The sequence below is a fragment of the Micromonospora sp. CB01531 genome (assembly GCF_001905095.1).
GTDB lineage: Bacteria > Actinomycetota > Actinomycetes > Mycobacteriales > Micromonosporaceae > Micromonospora.
In genome coordinates this window covers 221,161-242,265 of the sequence record NZ_LWLS01000127.1, presented here as the reverse complement: position 1 = coordinate 242,265, position 21,105 = coordinate 221,161, and the positions used below count along the sequence as shown (strand labels likewise).

Here is a 21,105-nt window from a genome sequence, read left to right as displayed (position 1 = left end):
AGCGCCGTCCCGGGTGGTCCCGGTGCCGCCCGTCGCCGACCGCCCGAGGAGGAGACGCGCGTGCTGGTGATCCTGCTGACGGTCGGGCTTCCGGCATGACCAGCGCGCCGACCTCCGTCCGCGCCGTCCGGCTGCCGTCGCTGACCGGGTTGCGGTGGATCGCCGCCCTGCTGGTCTTCGGCTTCCACGCCGGGACCATGCGGATCGTCGCCGAGCCTGACTACAAGGCCGTGGTGGACTGGCTTTTCGCCCTCGGTCTATCCGGTGTGGAGTTCTTCTTCATCCTCAGTGGATTCGTGCTGGTCTGGTCGTACCGGGACGGTGAGCCGCGGTGCACCTTCCTGCGCCGCCGGCTGGCCAAGATCTACCCCAACCACCTGGTCACGTTCGGGCTGGCGCTGCTGGTCGCGTTCTGGTTCGCCGACCCGGTCGGCCTCTGGGCCGCCATGGGCAACCTCGCCCTGGTCCAGGCCTGGAACCCCACCCCCGGCTACTTCTACAGCGTCAACACGGTCAGCTGGTCACTCTCCTGTGAGCTTGCCTTCTATCTGTGCCTGCCCTGCGTGCTGCCCGCGCTGCGCCGGGCCCGCCCGGGCCTGCTCTGGGCGGTGGTCGTCGCCGCGCCGCTGCTCATCGTGGCCCTCTGGCCCGGCCAGCGCCTGGTGCCCGAGGAGAACCGCTGGTGGTTCACCCAGATTTTCCCCGTGGTGCGGTCGCTTGAGTTCTGGATGGGCGTGGCGGCCGCCGAGCTGATGCGCCGGGGCCGCTGGCGGGGGCCCGGGCTGACCCTGGCCAGCGTGCTCTTCGTGGCCACCTGGGTGGTCGCCGCGCAGTGGGTCCGCGCGGAGCTCTGGGCGGCCCTGCTCGCGGTCGCGTACCTCCTGGTCATCACCGCCGCGGCTGACGCCGACGTGCACGGCCGGCGCACCCCGTGGCGGTCCCGTCCGATGGTCTGGCTCGGTGAGGTCTCCTTCGCGTTCTACCTGGTGCACGTGCTGGTGATGCAGGCCGTGCTGCGCCTGACCGGGCACTGGGGCGAGGGGCTGCGCGGCTGGTGGGGCCCGCTCGCGGTGCTCGGCTTCCTGCTGGGCAATCTGCTGCTCGCCGCCGCCCTGCACCGCTGGGTGGAGACGCCGATGATGCGCCGGCTGGGACCGCCCCGGCGGGTCCGCGCGCACGCCGCGCCCGCCGAGCCGGTCGAGGTCCGCGTTCCACGGCCCCGGTCGATCGAGTACGCGGGGCGGCGCGACCCACGCTGAGCGGGTCGCAGGACGGCAGCGTCGCCGTCGGGCCGGTGTCCATGCTGGTCGGTGTTCCGCACCGGCGGTGCGACACGCCCGGAGACGGTGCGATACGGCCGGTTCGACGGTAATTTGGACCGGTGCTTCCGATCGCGCTCACCTGTCCCGTGTGGTGGGTGGCGCGCTGGACCGCACGCATGCTGGCCAGCCTGGCCGTGGTCGTCGCCTGCTCGCTCGGCGCCGCCACGTTGCCCCTGGGCCCGGCCGCGGCGGCGCACGCGGCTCCCGCGGCGATCGCCGTCGACACCGCGACCCTTCGGGCCGGGCACCTCGGCGGCACCGAGTCCGCCGGCGCCGACCCCACCCTCCGGGCGCTGATCCGCTGGTCCGGCGGGGCCGCCGACGCGGTGGTCCGGGCCGGGACCGGAGCGCCCGGTCCCGCCGCGCGGATCGGGACGGGATCGGCGGCGGCGGCCGGGTGGACGTCGTCCGGCGCCGACGCGGCCGCCGACCGGCAGGCCGTCCCGGTCGGCGCACCGGACTCGTTGGTGCGGGGCGTCGTGGTCGCCCCGGTCGACCGGCACCGCGTCCTGGTCGGGCTGGTCCCGGCGACCGTCGGCTCCCGGGCCCCGCCCGCCCGCTGACGAGCCCGGCGGGCCCGGCCCGCCCACGCCGTACCCGAACCTCACCCCGCACCGGCCCGGTGGCGGCGCCCGTACCCGGTCGCGCCCCCGCCCCGCCGGCCGTGCGGACCTCTCCACCACGTCGTTCACGTGAAGGTGCCGACCATGAAGCAGACCCTTCTCTACCACTTCCTGACCGAGGTTCCCGCGGCCGCCGCCATCTGGTCGGCTCTGCTCGTGCTCGCCCTGGGCGTGCTCGCCGCCCTGGTCGCCCGGCCCGAGCGGGGGACTCCGCCGGATCCCGCCCCCGACCCGGCCGCCGTGGAGGCCGCCCGCCGCGCCGACCTGTGCCGGTACGCCGACGAGGTGGCGGTCGCCGCCGCCGGGGCCCGGCAGACCGCCCGCCGGTGGCGCGAGCAGTGGCTGACCGCGCACGACGAGGTCGACCGTGCCTGGCGGGCGTACGACGAGGCCGAGGCGGCCGCCCGGCGGTTCGCGGGGGCCGCCGTGCTGCCCGAGCCGCGGACGCCCCGGACGCCGGCCGAGTACGCGGCCCGGGAGCGGTGGCTGCACCACGCCGCCATGACGGCGCACTGGCAGGACGACCTGACTGCCCGGCAACTCGCGGACGTCCTCGCCGGGCGCAACGGGTGGGACCCGCGCCGGCATCCGGCCGAGCAGGAGATCGCCCTGGCCCGGGTGGTACGCGACAGCCGGCGGGCCCGGTGGCAGGCGGCCGCCGAGCGGGAGCGGCGGGCCTGGCGGGACGCCGACGTGGCCGCCGAGGCGGCCCGGGTGCTGGCCGTGGAGGCGTACGCGGCCGCCGAGGCGGTGCGCCCCGGAGCGGTCCAGGTACGCCCCGCCGAGGCGGTGACCCAGGCCCTCCCCCCGGTGCCGGCTGGCGCCGTCGCGGCGCACCCCGCGCGGTGGCGTCCGGCGCGGGTCGGCTGAATCGTTATCCGAATTCGGTGAGCTCGGTCACGGCGACCGGGGAAACGGTCAACCGGATCAGGTCGGGCGATCGAGCCCCGCAATTCCCTTCGATCCCCACCCGGATGTCCGATAGTCACCCGACGGTTCCTGTTAAAAACGGTCGTCCCATTGAGTCAGGTCAGTGACCGGCTGTTCCGGTATCGGTAACGGCGGTTGACGTTTACGCAGGTGGGCGCGCTTGGCAGGCGGCGTACCCACCGGTAGTGTCAGCGCGTCCGGTGCGGTTTTCGATCGCAAGTGGCGACGCCGCGCCGACCCGCTCAATCGTGATCTCACGAACCGGGGACCCAGTGCAACACCGGGGTGAATCCGCGCGCCGAGGCCCGCGGTAGGGCCTACTTCCCGCCCGAATCCGTCAGCTAACCCGGTAGGCGGCCACGGAAGGAGTTCCAACCTCGTGCGAACCACCCCCCGATCCTCCCCCCGCCTCCACGGCGCCACGGTGCCGGCGCTCGCCTGACCGGCGAGTCCGTTCCGGTAACCGACCCCCGCTGCCCGGTCCGCCGGGCGCACTTTTCCCGCGGCCACCCGCCCAGGAACGCGCGTGAGCTACTCCGCGCGTCGGGTCGGCGTGTGCCGCTCCGGCCCCCGTGGAGGAACACGTGAAGCACCACCTGAAGCGTCAGCTGCGGCGCCTCGCGACCGAGCGCCCGTACCAGATCGTCGCCGGCTCCGCCGCGGCCCTCGTGCTGGCCGGCAGCGCCAGCGCGGCACTGGCCAGCACGAACGACGCGCCGGTCCGGCAGGAGACCACCGCCGCCGTCGCCGAACTGGCCCCGCGCCTCGGTGACGTCGCCACCCGGAGCGAGGCCCGGGTCGCCGCCCCGTCCCCGACCGCCTCGCCCAGCGCGTCGCCGAGCGCGTCGCCGTCGGCCAGCTCGGCCAAGCCGGACCCTGACGTGACGAAGACCGCGAAGGCGAAGCCGAAGCCGCCATCGAAGAAGGTCCTCGACTACAACTACGAGGCCCAGACCGCCTACTGGAACTGCGGTCCGGCCGCGGTGCGCAACGCGCTGAGCGCGAGCGGTGTCGAGACCACCCAGGACGCGATGGTCGCCCCGCTGAACGCCGGCGAGAACGGCACCAACTCGGCCGAGGACACCACCCGCGGGCTGAACCAGATGGTCAAGGGCAACCCGTACCGGACCCACATGATCCCCGGCCAGGCCGCGACCCCGGCGCAGATGGACCAGCTCCAGGCCGACGTGGTCAAGGCGATCACCGACGGCCGCGGCGTGGTGGTCAACATCGCCGGCTCCGCCACCGACACTAACGGCGGTTGGCACTCGTTCCCCGGCGGCCACTACATCGCGGTGGTCGGCTACCAGGACGACGGCCGGACGGTGCGGATCGCCGACTCGGCGAACCCGGCGCTGCCCGAGTACTGGATCACCACCATCGATCTGGCGAACTGGGCCGGCACCCGCGGCTACTCAGCCTGATCCCACCCCTGCACGTCGGGCACCGGCTCCTGGAGCCGGTGCCCGACGTCGTATCCGGGGCCGGTCTCGCGCCTGGTGTCCGTCCGGTGGCACACTGCGCCGTATGGGCGACGAGACGGGTACCCGCCATCTGCTGCTGCTGCACGGCATGGGCGCCACCGGTGAGGTGTGGCTGCCCTGGGCGCCGCTGCTGGAGCGCCGCTGGGCGGGCCGCTGGCTGGCCCCCGACCTGGCCGGGCACGGCTGGTCGCCGCAGCTGCCGGCGTACTCCTTCGAGGCGCTCGCGGACCGGGTGGTGGCGGGGCTCGGCCCGGTCGCCGACCGGCTCGGCCCCCGGGACCGGCTGGTGGTGCTCGGGCACTCGCTCGGCGGGGTGGTGGCGCTGGCGCTGGCCGCGCGGGCGCGGCAGCTTCCGATCGACGGGGTGGTCGGGCTCGGCATCAAGGTCGCCTGGTCGCCGGCCGAGCTGGACAAGGCCCGCGAGCTGGCCCAGCGGCCGGTGGCCTGGTTCGCCAGCCGGGACGAGGCCGCCCGCCGTTACCTGCGGGTGGCCGGGCTGGCCGGGCTGTTCGCCCCCGACCACCCGGTGGTGGACGCCGGGCTGCGCCGCGAGGACGGCCGCTGGCGGCTGGCCATGGACCCGGCCGCGTTCGCGGTCGGGGAGCCGCAGCTGCCCGCCCTGCTCGCCGCGACCGACGTGCCGGTCCTGCTGGCCCGGGGGGAGCAGGACCCGATGGTGTCCGACGCGCAGCTCAAGGAGCTGGGCGTGCCGGTGGCGACGCTGCCGGGGCTCGGCCACAACGCGCACGTCGAGGACCCCGCCGTGGTCCTCGACCTGCTCGCGCCGTTCGCAGCGCCCGGCCGGCCGTGACGCCGCTGCCCCGCCGGCAGGGCGACGACATCACGACCGCAGGTTGCGTCAGTAGAAGCAGCCGGTGGCGGGCAGGGTGGACGGGGCGGGTACGGCGACGCCGTCGTAGATGGCCAGCAGCATGTTCTGCGGGCATCGGTTGGCGCCGTTGACCCGGACCTCCAGGTGCAGGTGGGGGCCGGTCACGTTGCCGGTGGCCCCGGTGTAGCCGAGGACCTGGCCGGCGCTGACCCGGGAGCCGGCCGCGACCGAGCGCGAGTTCAGGTGGCAGTACAGGTAGTAGGCGCCGTCGTCGCCGGTGATGCCGATGCCGAGGCCGCAGCTGCCGCCCACGTGCCCGATCGTCCCGGAGGTGATCGCGTACGTGGTCGTGCCGGTCAGGGTGGGCAGGTCGATCGCCGGGTAGTCGTGGTGCGGATCGTCGTACTCGCTGCGGGGTAGCACCGACTTGCCGATGACCAGGCGGTAGTTGCCGCTGCCGGTGCCGCCGGTCAGATACTGCCAGGTGGTGGTGTCGACCGAGCCGCCGGAGAGGCCACGGGCGGACTTGAAGCTGTTCACGGCGTTGGTCGTGGCGGGGCCCCAGTCGCCGTCCACGACCAGGTTGTAGCCGTACTTGTTGAGTGCGACCTGCAGCGCGCGGACCGCGTCGTTGTTGGCCCCGGGGCTCAGGGTGACCACCAGCTTGCCCCAGGTCTGCGCCCCGATGACGCCGTCGGCGGAGAGGCCGTTGGCCGACTGGAAGGACTTCACCGCCGAGGTGGTGCCGGGGCCGTACTGGCCGTCGATCGTGAGGCTGTAGCGGCGGTGGCGGAGCAGGTACTGGGCGGTGGTGACGTTGGTGTCGGTCGAGCCGTTGCTGAGCAGGGGCCAGGCCGGCGCCGCGGCCTGGGCCGCGGTCGGGCCGGTCAGTGCGGCCGCTACGGCGAGCGTGAGCGCGCCGAGCCACATGGCGAGCTGACGGAAAACGCTTTTCATAGGTGCTCCTGTGGACGAGGGGTGGCCGGCGTGCGGACGGGCCGCGTCGCCGGCAAGGGGGCCGACTACACCGCGTCGGCTGGGCGCCCGGGAGCAAGTATGATGATGAAGATAAATATTTACAATGAGGAATATATGGCGGTGGTTGTCGACACGCCGATGACCGCTCCGGCCAATGGCGACGGAGCGGTCAGGCGGTGGGGGGTGGGTCAGGCGGTGGGGGACAGCGGCGAGCCGTCCGGCGTGACCGCGTCGGCGGCGCGCGGGGCCGGCGGGTTCCAGCCGGGTTCGAGCTGCCGGCGGGCGGCGTCGAGGAACGCCTCGGCGTACGAATCGGCGGGGAAGTCGCCCAGGTAGCGGGTGCGGGTGGCCCAGCGGGCCGCGGCCTTCGGGTCGGTGTCGAGCAGCTCGGTCAGCACCTCGTCCACGTTGGACATGTCCCGGCGCAGCACGTAGCCGGAGCCGGCCAGGGGGAACCGGGCGACGAACTCGTCGCCGTCGGCGCCCATGTCGGTCACCGCGTACGGCTTGCCGGAGTAGAGGTAGTCGGAGATCACCCCGGAGACGTCCGAGACCAGGGCGTCGGAGCGGTTGACGCAGTCGGTCAGGGTCAGCTCGCGGCCGGCCGCCGCGCCCCACAGGTGCGCCCGGCCGGTCTTCGTCCGGTCCGCGGCGAGCAGCTCGGTGAGCCGGGCCAGCTGCCGCGCCGAGGCCGGGTTCTGCGCGGTGTACGGGTGGTGCCGCAGGATCACCGTGGCGCCCCGGTCCAGCAGCCGGCGGAGCACCGTCTCGGCCACCGGAAGAGAGCAGTAGTTCGCGTCCGCGTGGTGCCCCGTCCAGGTCGGCGTGTAGAGCACCGTCGGGTTGGCCACGCCCCGGACCTGCTCCCGGCGTACCTCGATCGCCTCCACCTGGGGGCGGCCGACCACGACGAACTTCTCGGCGGGGATCTCCACGCCGGCGCGGGCGTACCGCTCGATCGCGGCCTGCCCGGCCACGAAGATCCGGTCGAAGATCGCCGACACCGGGTTGGCGCTGGGCGCCTTGTCGCTGTCCCCGTGGTGCAGCTGCACGTGGGTCAGGTGGCCGAACCGGATGCAGTGGCTGTTCTTCGCACCGTGGTTGACGTAGAACGCCGCCCGCAGGCTGGGCACCAGGGCCTCGTCCATGGCCTTGAGCGTCGGGCAGAACACCACGGGCGCGCTGGTCGCGGCGGCGATCGCCGGCAGGAACTCCGGCTCCCGCAGCATGACCAGGAACGGCCGGCCGATCCGCTCCAGATAGGGCAGCCACATGGTGACCTGGTACTCCGACCCGGGCGGGGCGGAGAAGTAGAGCACGAACTCGGGCTGGTGGCGGCGCAGCGCCCGGCCCACCGGACCGCCCCCGGCCGGCGGCCGGAACCGCCGCCGGGCCAGGTCCAGCCCGACCGCGCCGCACCCGGCCCCGACCAGCAGGGCGGCGACCAGCGCGAGCCAGACCGGCAGGGCGAGGACGGCGGCCGCCGCCACCACGGCGAGCAGCACCAGCAGGGCGTCACCGAGCCGCGCGGCCACCAGCGGTGTCCAGGTGCGGACCGGCAGGTTGGCCGCGCGGATCTCCAGCGCCCCGGCCTCCCGCAGCGGGCCGACCAGCAGCACCAGGCCGAGCAGCACCAGCGCGGTGGCGGCCAGCCCCGGATCGAAGCCGGCGTCGAGGCGGCGGGCGTACCCGACCAGGATCCCGGCGGCGACCAGCACCGACTCGGCGACGCCGTCGGCGGTGGGCCGTACCCGGCGTTCCCATCCGGCGGCGGCCAGGGCGGCGACCGCGATCGCCAGCCCCCAGCCGGTCGCGCCGGTGAGCGCCACGACGAGGAACGCCAGCACCGCCAGCCCGGTGGTCAGTGCCCGGGCGAGCAGCTTCCGGACCAGGTCACCACGCATCGCTACCGTCCCTCGGTCGTCCGGCCCGGCGTCGACGCGGCGGGCAGCTGCTCCGACAACTCCAGCTCGGCGCGTCTGGCGTCAGAGTCCGCCGGGTGCGCGTCCGGCTGGGCGGGCACCACGGCGACCTGCTCGCCGACCGGCTGCTCGCCGGGGGCCCGGCGGACGTCGATGACCTGCCCGGTCAGCTCGGAGACGAGCACGTCGAGGGAGGCCTGCGCGACCGCCTCAGCGGAGAGCAGGGTGTGCTCCGGCTCCTCGCCGAACGCCCTGGTACGCATCGGCGTGGCGGTGCGCTCCGGGTTGACGCAGTTGACCCGTACGCCGAAGTCGGCCCACTCGTCGGCGAGCGCCTGGGTCAGGTTGACCAGGGCCGCCTTGGTGGCCGAGTAGAGCGCGTACCGGGCGCGGCCGCGGGTGTACGAGCTGGAGGTGTAGAGCAGCAGATGCCCCTTGGTCTGCCGGAGGTACGGCAGCGACTGCCGGGCGACGGTGACCGGGCCGACGAAGTTGACCTGCAGGAGCCGGTCCATCGTCGCGTCGTCCATCTCCGCGAGGGCGCCCTTCTCCAGGATCCCGGCGGTGACCACCACGTGGTCGATCCGGCCGGTCGCCTCGAAGGCGGTCGTCAGCGCCGCGGCCACGTCCTCGGCCCGCTCCACGTGGGTGCCGGTGGTGGAGCGGCTGAACGGGAAGACCTGGGCGCCGTAGCGGCGGGCCAGCTCGGTGAGGTCGTGGCCGATGCCGTAGCTGCCGCCGAAGACCACGATCGTCCGGCCGGTCAGCTCCTCGGTGTAGCTGCGGTGGTCGCTCACCCGGGGCGCCTGCGCGGCGGCGAGCTGGAAGAGCTTGTCCGCCAGGTGCACGTCGACCGGGTGGGTGACCTTGATGTTCTCGTCCGAGCCGTCGATCACCTTGATCGGCGTGCCGGGGAGATAGCGCAGCACCACGCCGCAGTCGTCGGTGGCGGCGAAGTCCGGGTCGCCCTCGGCCCGTCGGTACGCCTCCCGGATCGTGCCGGACCGGAACGCCTGCGGGGTCTGGCCCCGGCGCAGGGTGGCGCGGACCGGGATGTCGGTGATGCAGTCGTCCTCGTCGACCTGGATGATCGTGTCGGCGGACGGGATGGCCACGTCGACCGCCGAGTACGTCCAGAGGGCGTTCACGCACTCGCGCACGATCCGGGCGCTGACCAGCGGGCGGACCGCGTCGTGGAAGAGGACGTTGAAATCGCCGGCACCGATCGCGTCGAGCGCGATCCGGGTGGTGTCGTTGCGGGTCTCGCCGCCCTCGATCACCTTGCTGACCTTGTGGAAGCTGGCGTTCGCGACGATCCGCCGGGCTTCCGCCACGTGGCCGGCGGCCATCAGCACGATGATCTCGTCGATCTCCGGCGCGGCCTCGAAGACGGCGAGGGTGTGCTCGACGATCGGCTTGCCCGCGACCTTCAACAGCTGCTTCGGGATGCCCAGCCCGAGGCGGGTCCCGGTCCCCCCGGCGAGGATCACGGCCACCGTCCGCGAGGGGCGCCAGGGTGCCGGGCCAGCCGGCGTGGCATCCGGTGCGGTGGTGCGGTCCTGCGTCATTGCGGTCCTCACTGATCCATGAGCGGTTGGGGGTGAGTGGCGTCCGACGTAACGTCCCGACGGCCGGCGTCGCCCGCGAGGGCGGCGCCGGCCGTCGAAACCCGCTGCCGCCTTAGCGGCTGGCCATGTAGTTCTCGTACGCCTTGGTCACCTCGTCGGTGGGGCCGTCCATCCGGATCAACCCAGACTCAAGCCAGATCGACCGCTCGCAGGTGTCCCGGATCGAGCTGATCGAGTGGCTGACCAGGAAAACGGTACCCGCGTCCTCGCGCAGCTGGCGGATGCGCTGCTCGCTGCGTCGGCGGAACCGGGAGTCGCCGGTGGCGAGGGCCTCGTCGATCAGCAGTACGTCGTGCCGCTTGGCGGCGGAGATCGAGAAGCGCAGCCGGGCCTGCATGCCGGAGGAGTACGTCCGCATCGGCAGGGAGGCGAAGTCGTCGCGCTCGTTGATCCCGGAGAAGGCGAGGATCTCGGAGGTGGCCTTCTTGACCTGCTCCGGGCTCATGCCCATGGCCAGGCAGCCGAGTACGACGTTGCGCTCGCCGGACAGGTCGCCGAGCAGCGCGGCGTTGACGCCGAGCAGGGAGGGCTGGCCCTGGGTGTAGATCGCGCCCCGGTTGACCGGCATCAGCCCGGCGATGGCCCGCAGCAGGGTCGACTTGCCGGAGCCGTTGCTGCCGATCAGGCCGACCGCCTCACCCCGGTAGGCGGTGAAGCTGACGCCCTTGACCGCGTGCACCTCCCGCAGCGTGGGCTTCTGGGGCTGCCGGCGGACGATCCGCCGCAGCGCGGCCGCCGGGGACGCGGCACTACCCGTGCCGGCGCCGTAGATCCGGTAGATGAGGTGGGCGTCGTCCACGATCACCGTGGGGATCCGCTCGCCGACGGCCGTGGTGGCCACGTTGGCGGGTACGTTCAGCTCAGCCACGACCGTACTCCTGTTCGCCGCGCCAGAAGTAGATGAAACCGCCCACGCCCATCACGACCGCCCAGACGACCGCCAGCAGCCACAGTCTGGGCGCCGGCGAGGTGAGGACGGTGTTCTCCAGCAGAGCGTGCCGGACCAGCTCGATGTAGATCAGCAGCGGGTTGACGTTCACCAGGTGGGCCAGCACCGCCGGGAGGTTCTGCTCGAACGCCTTCACGCTGTAGAGCACGCCGGAGCCGTACATCCAGGTCCGCATGACGAACGGCATGATCTGCTTCATGTCGGTCAGCTTGGCCCCGAGCCGGGCCAGCGCCATGGCCAGGCCGGCGTTGAAGATCGTCATCAGCACCATCGCCGGGACCACCAGCAGCCACTGCAGGGTGATCGGCTCGCCGGTGGCCAGCACGATCACCACCAGCACGGCCATCGCGTAGAGCAGGTTGCGCAGCTGGGTGAGGGTCACCGCGATGGGCAGGCTGGCGCGCGGGAAGTGCAGCGCCCGGATCAGCCCGAGGTTGCCGGTGATCGCCGAGGTGCCGCCGAGGATGACCAGCTGGGCGAAGTTGAAGACGAACACGCCCACGCAGAGGTACGCGATGAAGTTCGGCACGTTCCTGCTCGTGCCGATGATGACGCCGAAGATCAGGTAGTAGACCGCCGCGTTGGTCAGCGGGGTCAAAACCTGCCACATCTGGCCCAGTCGGGCCTGACTGAACGCGGAGACCGCCTTGGCGTTGGCGTATGTGGTGATGAAGTGCCGGTAGAACCACACTTGCTTCACATACGCGGCCAGGGTCGGCCGCGCGCCGGCGACGGACAGGCCGTGCCGGGCCGCGAGCTGTGCCCGGGTCAGTCCTGAGTCGGCGTCGGCCACCGCCGTGTTGGCCATGGGTAGGCGCTCCGATCTCTTGTGCGTTGGGAAGATCCGCGACGGCAGAGAGCGGGGGCCACGGGGGTGCGGATCGCCGCTCCGTCGATGCGTGGACGGTAGTTCAAAACACGTCGGGACGCAACCGTACCGTCGCTGCGGTACATTGTCCCACGTGACGACCGAGAAGAGGCGTGCTCCCGCCGGAGCGGCGGTGTTGCGAGGTGAGATCACCACGGCCATCCGCGGCGCCGTCATGCAGGAACTCGCCGCGGTCGGCTATGGAAGGCTCTCCATCGAGGCGGTGGCCCGCCGGGCCGGAGTGAGCAAGACCGCCATCTACCGGCGCTGGAGTTCGAAGCTGGAGCTGGTGCTGGAGATCGTCTCGTCGGCGGCGGGGCGAAGCCTGCCGTTGCCGGACACCGGCGACCTCCGCACCGACCTGGAGATGCTGTTCCTGATCATGTCCCGGGCGCTGCGGCACCCGCTCGCGGCGCAGATCATCCCCGACCTGCTGGCCGAGGCCGCCCGCAACCCGCGCATCGCCCAGACCCTGGAGGACGCTCTCCGGGTCAACCAGCGCGACGTTGGCGGCCAGCTCATCGGCCGGGCGATCGAGCGTGGCGAGCTCGGCCCCGACACCGATCTCGACCTGGCGGTCGACCTCATCGTCGGCCCGCTGTACTGGCGGCTCGCGGTGTCCCGGGCCCCCCTGTCCGCGGAGGATTTGCCCCGACTGGCGGCCGTTGTCGCCACCGCACTGGAGGTAGCATGCCAACCGGCAGTCCGGACAGAACCGGACGTTCACCTATCCCCCATGACCGTGGCCATCGATCCCATCGGGTCATGACCGCTTCCGTACCCCTAAGTCCGGTCTCTGGTGGACCGGCTAGCATCGCGTCCCGAACGAGCTCCCTGTTGACAGGAGGAAGCCCATGTCTGGGCTGAACGCAGAATTCATCCCCCCAGCCCGGCCGGTGATCGGTGAGGCCGAGATCGAGGCGGCTGTCCGGGTGCTGCGCAGCGGCCTGGTGGTGCAGGGGCCGGAGGTCAAGGCGTTCGAAGAGGAGTTCGCCGAGCTGGTCGCCGGTCGGCACTGCGTCGCGGTGAACTCCGGCACCTCGGCGCTCCAGCTGACCCTGATGGCGCTCGGATTCGGCCCCGGTGACAAGATCATCGTCCCCTCGTTCTCTTTCGCCGCCAGCGCGAACGCCGTCCGTCTGGTGGGCGCCGAGCCGGTCTTCGTCGACATCGAGCCCGGCTCCTTCTGCGTCGACCCGGAGGCCGTGGCCGCCGCGGTCACCCCGCGCACCGTGGCGATCATGCCGGTGCACCTCTACGGTCACCCCGCCGCGATGGACCGCATCATGCAGATCGCCGAGCGGCACGGCCTGGCCGTGGTCGAGGACGCCGCCCAGGCGCACGGCGCCGCGCTCGACGGCCAGCCGGTGGGCGCGTTCGGCACCGCGGGTTGCTTCAGCTTCTACCCGACCAAGAACATGCACTCGCTCGAGGGCGGCATGATCACCACCGCCGATCCCGAGCTGGCGCGGACCCTGCGCCTGCTGCGGAACCAGGGCATGGAGCAGCGGTATGCCAACGAGATCGTCGGCGCCAACATGCGGATGACCGACGTGGCGGCGGCCATCGGCCGGGTGCAGCTGCGCCAACTTCCGGAGTGGACCGAGCAGCGGCGGGCGAACGCGAAGTTCCTCGACACCAACATCACCGGCATGGTGACCCCGCCGGTGGCCGACAACGCGAAGCACGTGTACCACCAGTACACGGTCCGGACCCAGGGCAACCGGGACGCCGCCCAGCGGCGCCTGACCGAGCTGGGTATCGGCAACGCGGTCTACTACCCGACCCCGATCCACCGGCTCAAGCCGTACCTGGCCGAGGACGGCAAGCCCGGCCCGTGGGACCTGCCGGAGACCGAGCGGGCCGCCGCCGAGGTGATCTCGCTGCCGGTGCACCCGGCCTTGAGCGCGGCCGACCTCGAGCGGATCGCCGAGGGCGCGAACCTCGCCGGGGGTGCCCGATGAGCGCCGGGCGTAAGCTGCGCGCCGGCCTGATCGGCCTCGGCGCGATGGGCCGCAACCACGCCCGGGTCCTGTCCGGCCTGGACGGTGTGGACCTGGTCGGCATCGTCGACCCCGCCGGCGACGTCACCGGCACGCTGCGCGCGCCGGTCGTGCCCGAGCTGGGCGAACTGCTGGCCATGGGCATCGACTACGCGGTGGTCGCCTGCCCGACCGCGCTGCACGAGCAGGTCGGCCTGGAGCTGGCCCGCAACGGCGTCGGTGCGCTGATCGAGAAGCCGTTGGCCCAGTCGGTGGAGGCCGCCGGCCGGCTCGTCGAGGCGTTCGAGACCGCCGGCCTGGTGGCCGGGGTCGGCCACATTGAGCGGTACAACCCCGCCCTGCAGAACCTGCGCCTGCGCCTGGAGGCGGGGGAGCTGGGCGAGGTGTTCCAGGTCGTCACCCGGCGGCAGGGCCCGTTCCCGCACCGCATCGCCGACGTCGGCGTGGTGATGGACCTCGCCACCCACGACATCGACCTCACCAGCTGGGTCACCGGGCAGGAGTACGCCTCCGTCTCGGCGCGGACGGTCTCCCGCAGCGGTCGGCTGCACGAGGACATGGTCGCCGTGGTCGGCCAGCTCGCCGACGGCACGATGGTCAACCACCTGGTCAACTGGCTGAGCCCGCTCAAGGAGCGGTCCACTGTGATCACCGGTGACCGGGGCTGCTTCGTGGCCGACACCCTCACCGCGGACCTGACCTTCTACGCCAACGGCGCCATCGACACCGAGTGGGAGGCGCTGCGCGCGTTCCGCGGGGTGGCCGAGGGCGACATGGTGCGGTACGCCATCCCGAAGCGGGAGCCGCTGCTGGTGGAGCACGAGCGCTTCCGGGACGCGGTCGAGGGCAAGGAGAGCGACATCGTGACACTCCGGCAGGGTCTGCGGACGGTCCAGGTCGCGGCGGCGCTGCTGTCCTCCGCGGCGGACGGCAGCACGGTTGACGTGTCGTCGCGCGACGTTCCGGCCGTGCCGGCCGCTGTCTGACGATCCTGGCAGCGCGGTGGGCGGCCCGATGGGCGGCCCACCGCGCGGCTCGTACCGACTGAGCCCCACGACTCCTGGAGGACATGGAATGGAACCGTCCGCCCGCCGGCCGCGGCTGGCGGTGATCGTCGGAAACGGCATCACCGGGGACTCCCGCGTGCAGAAGACCGCGCTCGCCGCCGCGCGTGCCGGTTGGGACGTGACTCTCATCGGTGCCGGGGGACGGGTCCGCCCTCAGCGCTCGATGATGGGTCCTGTCGAGGTCGTGCGGCTGCCCGTCGGCAGCCACATGCGGGAGCGCGCGAAGGGCCACCGGATCCGGCGGAAGATCACCCAGTTCGGCATCGCCGACAAGTCCAGCCTGGCGCGCCGCCGGGCGGCCCACCAGGCGTGGGTACGCCAGGTGACCGCGCGGATCGGCTGGCTGCGCGACGATCAGCACCGATCCCAGGCGATCTCCCCGATCGCCTACCCGGCGAGCCGGGCGCTGGGTGCGATGGTCAAGGCCAGCCGCGCGGTGCACCAATTCCGGGTGCGGGCGTTCCAGTGGGAGCAGCGGCACACGCCCGCTCCGACCGGCAACTGGCGCCGCGACTACCCGTTCCTGCTCGACCTCGACCTCGCCTTCGGGCCGGTGATCGAGGAGCTCAAGCCGGATCTGATCCACGCCAACGACATCACCATGATCGGCACGGCCGCGCTCAGCGTCGCCCGGATGCGGGCGCGTGGCGAGAAGGTGGCCTGGCTCTACGACGCGCACGAATATGTCAGCGGCGTGGACTGGCCCAAGCCGGAGCAGGCGAGCGCGTACATCGCGTACGAGAAGGAGTTCATCAACTTCGCCGACGCGGTGGTCACCGTCTCCCCGGAGATCGCCGAGCTGATCCGCGACGACTTCCAGCTGCCCGAGACCCCGCTGGTCGTGCGCAACACGCCGATCCGGGAGACCATCGGCGTCAGCGCCAACCCGCCCTCCGTACGGCAGGCCTGCGGGCTGGCAGGCGAGGTGCCGTTGCTGGTCTACTCCGGCTGGCTCGCCGCCGAGCGCGGCCTCGGCACGGCGGTCACCGCCCTGCCGGAGCTTCCGGAATTCCACCTGGCCATCGTCTCCGGCCGCAACAGCCCGGAGCGGGAGCTGCTGCTGGAGCGGGCGCAGGCGCTCGGGGTACGGCACCGCGTGCACGTCGTGCCGTACGTGCCGCAGCATGCGGTCCCGGACTACCTCTCCACCGCCGACCTGGGGCTGATCTGCTCCCAGCGGACCCTCAACTACGAGATCTCGCTCCCCACCAAGCTGGCCGAGTACCTGCACGCCGGTCTGCCGGTCGTCGCCAGCGACGTCAAGACGCTCGGCGCGTACGTCAACCAGCACAAGGTCGGGGCGGTCTTCACCGCCGACGACCCGGTGAGCTTCGCCGCTGCCGTGCGGGACGCCTTCGCCCACCGGTCGGAGCTGGTCGGCAACATCACCGAGCCGATCCTGCACGACCTCTCCTGGGAGCAGCAGTGCGACGGGCTGCTGGAGCTCTACCGCCGGATCTCGCCGGTGGCGCCGCCCGCGGAGGGGCGGTCCGACGTCTCCTGGGCGGTGGACGAGCGTCCGGTCACCGCGGCGGCGACCGTCGACACGAGCGCCCCGCCGACCGCCCTGCCTACCTGGCGCAAGTTGGACGTGACCCGGGTACGGCTCGGCCTCGGCCCGGCGAACTACGCGGGCCAGGCGGCCGCCTTCGCCCAGGCCATCTGCCGGGACAACCCGGACGTGTCGGCCGAGGTCCTGATGCGCAAGACCTCGCCGACTCTGATCTACCCGGCCGACGTCTACCTCGACCCGGAGCGCCTGCTGCACGATATCGACGTGCAGGTCGAACAGCTGCACCGGGTGATCGGCCGATACACCCACCTGGTGGTGGACGCGTTCCTGCCGATCTTCGGTTCGCTGAACGGCGACAACATCGAGTACGACCTGCCGGCGCTGCGCCGAGCCAAGATCAAGGTGGCCCTGCTCGCGCACGGCAGTGAGGTCCGGCACCCGCTGCGGCACATGGAGCGGCACGAGGACTCGCTCTTCTTCGACGCGCCCGCCGGGTACGTCGAGCGATTCACCGCCCGGTCCGAACGCAACCGCAGGGTGGCGGAGGAGTCGGGCCTGCCGCTCTTCGTCACGACCCCGGACCTGCTCGACGACCTGCCCTGGGCCACGTGGGCGCCGCTCGTGGTCGATCTGGAGGCGTGGGCCTGCGACGAGCCGGTGATGCAGCGGTCCCGCCCGGTCGTCCTGCACGGCCCCTCGAAGCGGTGGACCAAGGGCACCGACCGCATCCTGCCGGTGCTCAACAGCCTGCACGAGGCCGGCGCCATCGAGCTGCGGCTTGCCGAGGGCGTGCCGTGGGCCGAGATGGTGGAGATGGTCAAGGGCGCGGACCTCGTGGTGGACCAGATCACCACGGGCAGCTACGGCACCTTCGCCGTCGAGGCGATGGCGGCCGGCAAGCCGGTCGTGGCGTACCTCGCGCCGAGTGTGGAGCACACCGTCGGCGAGCGGCCGCCGATGGCGAACGCCACCGGCAAGACCCTCCAGTCGGTGCTGGAGGGGCTGCTCGCCGACCGGGAGGGCACCGCCGAGCTGGGCCGGCGCGCGGTTGACTACGCGCGCCGGGTGCACGACGGCCGGCGTACCGCCCAGGCCTTCGAGGAGTTCCTCGGCCAGGCCTGACCACAAGAGCCGGAAAGGCGAACCGGCCGGTGCCCCCTCAGGGGCACCGGCCGGTCGTGTCGTACGCCCCGCGGGGGGTCAGCTGGGGGCGGCCGGAGTGAGGTAGGGCAGACCGTAGCCGACCCGGAGAGCCGGGGATTGCCGGACGATCCGTGCGGCCAACGGGATCGAGGCCGGGTCGGCGACCACGAGGAGATCCGCCGCGGTCTCGGTGACCACCCGTTCGGCCAGCCGCTGCGGCACCAGATCGTTGCGCAGCCGGTGGTACGCCGGCAGGAAGACGCGCCGGTGCACCCGGTCGGCGATCCGCCGCTCGTACGCCCGCCCGGCCCGCTTCGTCCACCCGGCCAGGCGACCCCGGCCGACCGCCCGGAAGGCGAGCCGGGGAGCGCGGTACAGCACCGCCCGCTCGACGCGCAGCGGAAGGCGACGCCCCTCCAGCTCGGTCAGGTCGACCACCCGGACGCCCGGCGCGAAGCGCTCCCGGCGCCAGTCCGCCGCCGAGGTGATCAGCACCGTGACCCGGCCGCCGCGCGCGACGACCTCGGCCGCGTCCTCCACGACGGCCCGCTTCCGGGTGGCCCCGAGGGCCAGGATGAGCACCTGCTCAGTCATCGATTCGTCCACCCAGTCCCGCCTGCACCGCGCCCGCCACGGAATCCCCCGCCGAGAACCACACCCGGTCATGGGCGCGGGCCACCGCCGGGTAGCTGTACCGGGCGGCCAGCTCCCGCTGGGCGCCCGCCAGGTCGAGCCGGTCGAAACGCTCGCGTAGCCGCCAGTAGCCGGCGATCAGGGCTTCGGAGCCCTCCTCCACATCGACCAGTTCGGCGGCGGCGTCCTCGACCCCGGCCAGGGTCTCCTCCGGGCCGCCGCACCGGGTCACCAGCACCGGCAGGCCGGCGGCCACCGCCTCGACCACGGTCATCCCGAACGTCTCGAACCGGCTCGGATGCACCAGCAGGTCGTGCTCGCGCATCAGCGCCAGGGCCCGGTCCGGCGGCACCGCGCCGGTGAAGGTCAGCCCGTCGGCCACGCCGAGTTCCTCGGCACGCTGCTGGAGCTGGCCGCGTAGCTCACCCTCGCCGACGAAGGTGAGGGTCAGCTCCGGGTCCCGGGCCCGGCAGGACGCGAATGCCTCCAGCAGCCAGCGCACCCCCTTCCGGGGGATCAGTCCGCCGACGAAGAGCCAACGGCGCAGCGCGGTGACGGGCGCAGCGCGCTGCTGTTCGAAGGAGATCGGATTGGGCAGGTAGCCGACCCGGTCGGCGTGCTGCGGGAAGGCTTCGACCAAGGGCCGCCGGACGGCCTCCCCGACCGCGAACACCCCGGCACACCGCTGCAGCAGCTCCTCGTACATCGCGCGGGCCTCGGGCTGGGCCAGCACCAGATCGAGGAAGGTGGCGTGCTCGGTGACGAACACCCGGGCGTCGGGCCGGGCGTTGCGCAGCGCCGCCCACCCGCCGGGCAGCCCGACGTGGGCGTGCACCACGGGCGCGTCGATCGGCTGGCCGCCGAGCACCGACCGCAGGGTCTCCTCGTGCCGCCGGGCGATGGCGGCGTAGTCGGTGGTGACCGGCAGCGGCACCGGGAGGTGCACCAGCTCCGCCCCGCCCACGGTTCGCCCCGGGTGTACCGCGTGCGCGATCAGTTCCCGGTAGCCCTGATCGACGGCGTCGCTGGTGCCCGGTGGCAGCCGGTGGCCCCACTCCTCGCAGTGGTAGAGCCGTACCCGGTCGTGCCCCGGAGCCGTCGCCTCGACCATCGCCTGCACGAAGGCGCCCAGGAAGGGGCGTTGCCGGGTTGGATACCAGGGCGTCACGATCGCCACGTTCGCTGGTCCGGACACGGGCTCTCCTCCCGCTCGCTCAGTGCCCGTCACGGTCAGAGATGCTGCTCGAGCAGCTGGACGACCCGCTCCGCGGCGTGGCCGTCACCGTACGGGGTGCCGCGCGGGGCGTCGGGGGCCGGTCGGCTCACCGTCGTCGCCCAGGCGCCGGGGTCCAGCAGGTGCGGGTCGGGCACCAGCCGGTTCCAGTCGCCGGCGAGGGTCTCCACCCACTCCGTCTCGCCGCGCAGCGTGGTGCACGGCCGCCCGAGCAGGTACGCCTCCTTCTGCAGGCCGCCGGAGTCAGTCACCACGCCGACGGAGCCGAGCACCGCGCTGACCATCCCGGCGTAGCCGAGGGGCCGGCCGGCCCGGATCGCGCCCTGGTCGAGCTTCAGCCCGTACGCCTCCGCGCGGGACACCAGCCGCGGGTGGGCCAGCAGCGCGACCGGCACGGGGGCCGCGGCCAGGGCCCCGAGCAGGGCGGCCAGCCGCTGTGGATCGTCGGTGTTCTCCGCGCGGTGCAGCGTGGCCAGCAGGTACGGCTCGGCGGGGTCGATCCCCTCGGGCAGCTCCGGGGCCGTCCGCCCGCCGGCCAGCACGGCATCCCGGATGCGCAGGCAGACATCGACCATCACGTCGCCGGCCAGCACCGACCGCGCGGCGAGGCCCTCCGCCGCGAGGTGCCGCATGGCCTCCTCGGTCGGCGCGAGCAGCAGGTCCGCCGCGTGGTCGGTGAGCACCCGGTTGTGCTCCTCCGGCATCCGCCGGTTGAACGAGCGCAGCCCCGCCTCCAGGTGGGCCACCCGCAGGTGCTGCTTGACGGCCGCGACGGCACCGGCAAGGGTCGAGTTCGTGTCGCCGTACACGAGCACCCAGTCCGGGTTCTCCTCGGCCAGCACCGGGTCGATCGCGGCCAGCACCCCGCCGGTCTGGACGCCGTGGCTGCCCGAACCGATCCCGAGGTGGACGTCCGGATCCGGGATGCCCAGCCCGGAGAAGAACACGTCGGACAGGTCGGCATCGTAGTGCTGGCCGGTGTGCACGATGACGTGCTGGTGACCGGTGTCCCGGAACGCGGCCGCAATTGGTGCGAGCTTCACCAGCTGAGGGCGGGCACCGACGACACTGACTACCTTCACGGCATGTTCTCCCGATTCTTCTGACCTGCTGCGACGGCTGTGGGAACACGGTGCCCGGCACGGGCGGCGAAACCGGGCCCGATTCGCCCCGGCCTGGGCTCTGGACACCTTACTTCGAGCCGGGCCCGGATCCGAAGAATCCCTCGTCCGGCTCCGGCGGCGCCCCTTCGCCCGGACGCCGGTCCGTGCCTTCCGCCGGGGCCCCGACCCTCGCCCGGCGGGCCAGTTCGCGTTCCAGCTCCGCCAGCCGGGCGTCGCGCTCGTCGAGCCGCTGCCGCTGGCGCTCGACCTGCTCCTCCAGCTCGCGCAAGCGCCGCCGCACCGCCCGGGTCACCAGGCCGGTGAGCCGGTGCTCGTTGGCCATGCGCAGCACCGTCCGCAGCTCGTCGGCCGGCTCGGGGACGGGATGCGCGGCCCGCCGGGCAACCGTCATGTCGACAAGGTGCCCACGCTGCGGCAGCGGACGGTCGACCCGCTGCACGACGACGGCGGCGGAAACCCCGCGGATCCCCGCGGTGCCCAGCGGTATCGCGTCCACGACCTGGCATCGGGCCGCCACCATCGGCCCGACCAGCAGATGGACCGGCAACTCGTCGACCGGCCAGGCGAGCAGCAGGACTCCCCGGGTTCCGGCGGACGCCCCGGCCAGCGCGGCCGCCGCCTCTGCTGGCGGGAGGTGCACCGCCGGCTCCGGCCCGAGCAGGCCGACCAGGAGCCGGTCCGGGGTGCGGACCAGCTCGGCGGCGTCGGTGACCGGGCACCGGCGGTGGCTGACCTCGTCGGGGAGGGCGTAGCGCGCCGCCAGGTCGACCCCCTCGCGGCTGACGTCGACGACCTCCCGGACGCCGGCGAGGTGCAGCGCCAGGACCTCGGGCAGACGCATGGTTGGTCCCC

Annotated in this window: 18 protein-coding genes and 1 riboswitch; of the genes, 9 read left to right on the top strand and 9 right to left on the bottom strand. The window is 72.9% G+C overall.

Annotation, left to right across the window (positions count from 1 at the left end; all coding sequences use genetic code 11):
• Positions 1-95 precede the first annotated feature (95 nt).
• The 5 genes from A6A27_RS39040 to A6A27_RS39015 all read left to right on the top strand — a co-directional run bounded on the left by A6A27_RS39040 (position 96) and on the right by A6A27_RS39015 (position 5,170).
• Complete coding sequence (locus A6A27_RS39040; protein ID WP_083673209.1) at positions 96-1,259, top strand: acyltransferase family protein; 1,164 nt, start codon at positions 96-98, stop codon at positions 1,257-1,259.
• Positions 1,260-1,381: 122 nt separating this feature from the next.
• The gene (locus A6A27_RS43920) at positions 1,382-1,885 is read left to right on the top strand and encodes a hypothetical protein (protein WP_143194411.1); all 504 of its coding nucleotides are present in this window, start codon (positions 1,382-1,384) and stop codon (positions 1,883-1,885) included.
• A gap of 144 nt (positions 1,886-2,029) precedes the next feature.
• Positions 2,030-2,815 carry a hypothetical protein gene (locus tag A6A27_RS39025; RefSeq protein ID WP_073839709.1) on the top strand — a complete coding sequence of 262 codons (786 nt, stop codon included), beginning with the start codon at positions 2,030-2,032 and terminating at the stop codon, positions 2,813-2,815.
• A 289-nt stretch (positions 2,816-3,104) separates the two neighbouring features.
• Positions 3,105-3,246: riboswitch (cyclic di-AMP (ydaO/yuaA leader) on the top strand.
• Positions 3,247-3,447: 201 nt separating this feature from the next.
• The gene (locus tag A6A27_RS39020) at positions 3,448-4,299 is read left to right on the top strand and encodes a C39 family peptidase (RefSeq protein WP_198940637.1); all 852 of its coding nucleotides are present in this window, start codon (positions 3,448-3,450) and stop codon (positions 4,297-4,299) included.
• A 103-nt stretch (positions 4,300-4,402) separates the two neighbouring features.
• A complete protein-coding gene (locus A6A27_RS39015; RefSeq protein ID WP_073839665.1) occupies positions 4,403-5,170 on the top strand; it encodes an alpha/beta fold hydrolase in 768 nt (255 codons plus the stop codon).
• A gap of 48 nt (positions 5,171-5,218) precedes the next feature.
• Here the strand turns inward: A6A27_RS39015 and A6A27_RS47020 are convergent, their stop codons facing one another.
• From A6A27_RS47020 to A6A27_RS38990, 5 genes are all read right to left on the bottom strand, one after another.
• Positions 5,219-6,148 (bottom strand): peptidoglycan-binding protein, encoded by a 930-nt coding sequence (locus A6A27_RS47020; protein WP_198940636.1) that lies wholly within the window; start codon positions 6,146-6,148, stop codon positions 5,219-5,221.
• Between the two features lie 209 nt (positions 6,149-6,357).
• Positions 6,358-8,073, bottom strand: a complete 1,716-nt coding sequence (locus A6A27_RS39005; RefSeq protein ID WP_073839663.1) for a CDP-glycerol glycerophosphotransferase family protein — start codon at positions 8,071-8,073, stop codon at positions 6,358-6,360.
• Between the two features lie 2 nt (positions 8,074-8,075).
• Complete coding sequence (locus A6A27_RS39000; protein ID WP_241825665.1) at positions 8,076-9,659, bottom strand: bifunctional cytidylyltransferase/SDR family oxidoreductase; 1,584 nt, start codon at positions 9,657-9,659, stop codon at positions 8,076-8,078.
• Between the two features lie 112 nt (positions 9,660-9,771).
• Positions 9,772-10,587 (bottom strand): ABC transporter ATP-binding protein, encoded by an 816-nt coding sequence (locus A6A27_RS38995; protein ID WP_073839662.1) that lies wholly within the window; start codon positions 10,585-10,587, stop codon positions 9,772-9,774.
• Positions 10,580-11,476, bottom strand: coding sequence for an ABC transporter permease (locus tag A6A27_RS38990; RefSeq protein WP_073839661.1), 897 nt, complete (start codon positions 11,474-11,476; stop codon positions 10,580-10,582). The genes A6A27_RS38995 and A6A27_RS38990 overlap by 8 nt, the downstream gene beginning before the upstream one ends.
• 193 nt (positions 11,477-11,669) lie before the next feature.
• Between A6A27_RS38990 and A6A27_RS38985 the strand changes: the two genes are divergently transcribed.
• From A6A27_RS38985 to A6A27_RS38970, 4 genes are all read left to right on the top strand, one after another.
• Complete coding sequence (locus tag A6A27_RS38985; RefSeq protein ID WP_198940644.1) at positions 11,670-12,305, top strand: TetR/AcrR family transcriptional regulator; 636 nt, start codon at positions 11,670-11,672, stop codon at positions 12,303-12,305.
• Between the two features lie 85 nt (positions 12,306-12,390).
• On the top strand, positions 12,391-13,500 hold the full coding sequence (locus A6A27_RS38980; protein WP_073839659.1) for a DegT/DnrJ/EryC1/StrS family aminotransferase: 1,110 nt from the start codon (positions 12,391-12,393) through the stop codon (positions 13,498-13,500).
• Positions 13,497-14,525 carry a Gfo/Idh/MocA family protein gene (locus A6A27_RS38975; RefSeq protein WP_073839658.1) on the top strand — a complete coding sequence of 343 codons (1,029 nt, stop codon included), beginning with the start codon at positions 13,497-13,499 and terminating at the stop codon, positions 14,523-14,525. The genes A6A27_RS38980 and A6A27_RS38975 overlap by 4 nt, the downstream gene beginning before the upstream one ends.
• An 88-nt stretch (positions 14,526-14,613) precedes the next feature.
• Positions 14,614-17,241 (top strand): glycosyltransferase family 4 protein, encoded by a 2,628-nt coding sequence (locus A6A27_RS38970; RefSeq protein ID WP_073839657.1) that lies wholly within the window; start codon positions 14,614-14,616, stop codon positions 17,239-17,241.
• A gap of 78 nt (positions 17,242-17,319) precedes the next feature.
• On the opposite strand, the gene A6A27_RS38965 is transcribed toward A6A27_RS38970, so the two are convergent.
• The 4 genes from A6A27_RS38965 to A6A27_RS38950 form a co-directional block, all read right to left on the bottom strand.
• The gene (locus tag A6A27_RS38965) at positions 17,320-17,856 is read right to left on the bottom strand and encodes a hypothetical protein (RefSeq protein ID WP_073839656.1); all 537 of its coding nucleotides are present in this window, start codon (positions 17,854-17,856) and stop codon (positions 17,320-17,322) included.
• Entirely contained in the window at positions 17,849-19,090 is a 1,242-nt protein-coding gene (locus tag A6A27_RS38960) for a glycosyltransferase family 4 protein (protein WP_073839655.1), read from the bottom strand. The genes A6A27_RS38965 and A6A27_RS38960 overlap by 8 nt, the downstream gene beginning before the upstream one ends.
• Before the next feature lie 35 nt (positions 19,091-19,125).
• Entirely contained in the window at positions 19,126-20,211 is a 1,086-nt protein-coding gene (gene wecB / locus A6A27_RS38955; RefSeq protein WP_073839654.1) for a non-hydrolyzing UDP-N-acetylglucosamine 2-epimerase, read from the bottom strand.
• 109 nt (positions 20,212-20,320) lie between these two features.
• Positions 20,321-21,094, bottom strand: a complete 774-nt coding sequence (locus tag A6A27_RS38950; RefSeq protein WP_073839653.1) for a hypothetical protein — start codon at positions 21,092-21,094, stop codon at positions 20,321-20,323.
• Positions 21,095-21,105: the final 11 nt, after the last annotated feature.

Coding starts and splice junctions, on each gene's coding strand:
- A6A27_RS38965 (WP_073839656.1), bottom strand. CDS start 17,856: ATGACTGAGCAGGTGCTCATCCTGGCCCTCGGGGCCACCCGGAAGCGG.
- A6A27_RS38970 (WP_073839657.1), top strand. CDS start 14,614: ATGGAACCGTCCGCCCGCCGGCCGCGGCTGGCGGTGATCGTCGGAAAC.
- A6A27_RS39005 (WP_073839663.1), bottom strand. CDS start 8,073: ATGCGTGGTGACCTGGTCCGGAAGCTGCTCGCCCGGGCACTGACCACC.
- A6A27_RS38950 (WP_073839653.1), bottom strand. CDS start 21,094: ATGCGTCTGCCCGAGGTCCTGGCGCTGCACCTCGCCGGCGTCCGGGAG.
- A6A27_RS39040 (WP_083673209.1), top strand. CDS start 96: ATGACCAGCGCGCCGACCTCCGTCCGCGCCGTCCGGCTGCCGTCGCTG.
- A6A27_RS39015 (WP_073839665.1), top strand. CDS start 4,403: ATGGGCGACGAGACGGGTACCCGCCATCTGCTGCTGCTGCACGGCATG.
- A6A27_RS47020 (WP_198940636.1), bottom strand. CDS start 6,148: ATGAAAAGCGTTTTCCGTCAGCTCGCCATGTGGCTCGGCGCGCTCACG.
- A6A27_RS38975 (WP_073839658.1), top strand. CDS start 13,497: ATGAGCGCCGGGCGTAAGCTGCGCGCCGGCCTGATCGGCCTCGGCGCG.
- A6A27_RS38980 (WP_073839659.1), top strand. CDS start 12,391: ATGTCTGGGCTGAACGCAGAATTCATCCCCCCAGCCCGGCCGGTGATC.
- A6A27_RS39000 (WP_241825665.1), bottom strand. CDS start 9,659: ATGACGCAGGACCGCACCACCGCACCGGATGCCACGCCGGCTGGCCCG.
- A6A27_RS38990 (WP_073839661.1), bottom strand. CDS start 11,476: ATGGCCAACACGGCGGTGGCCGACGCCGACTCAGGACTGACCCGGGCA.
- A6A27_RS39025 (WP_073839709.1), top strand. CDS start 2,030: ATGAAGCAGACCCTTCTCTACCACTTCCTGACCGAGGTTCCCGCGGCC.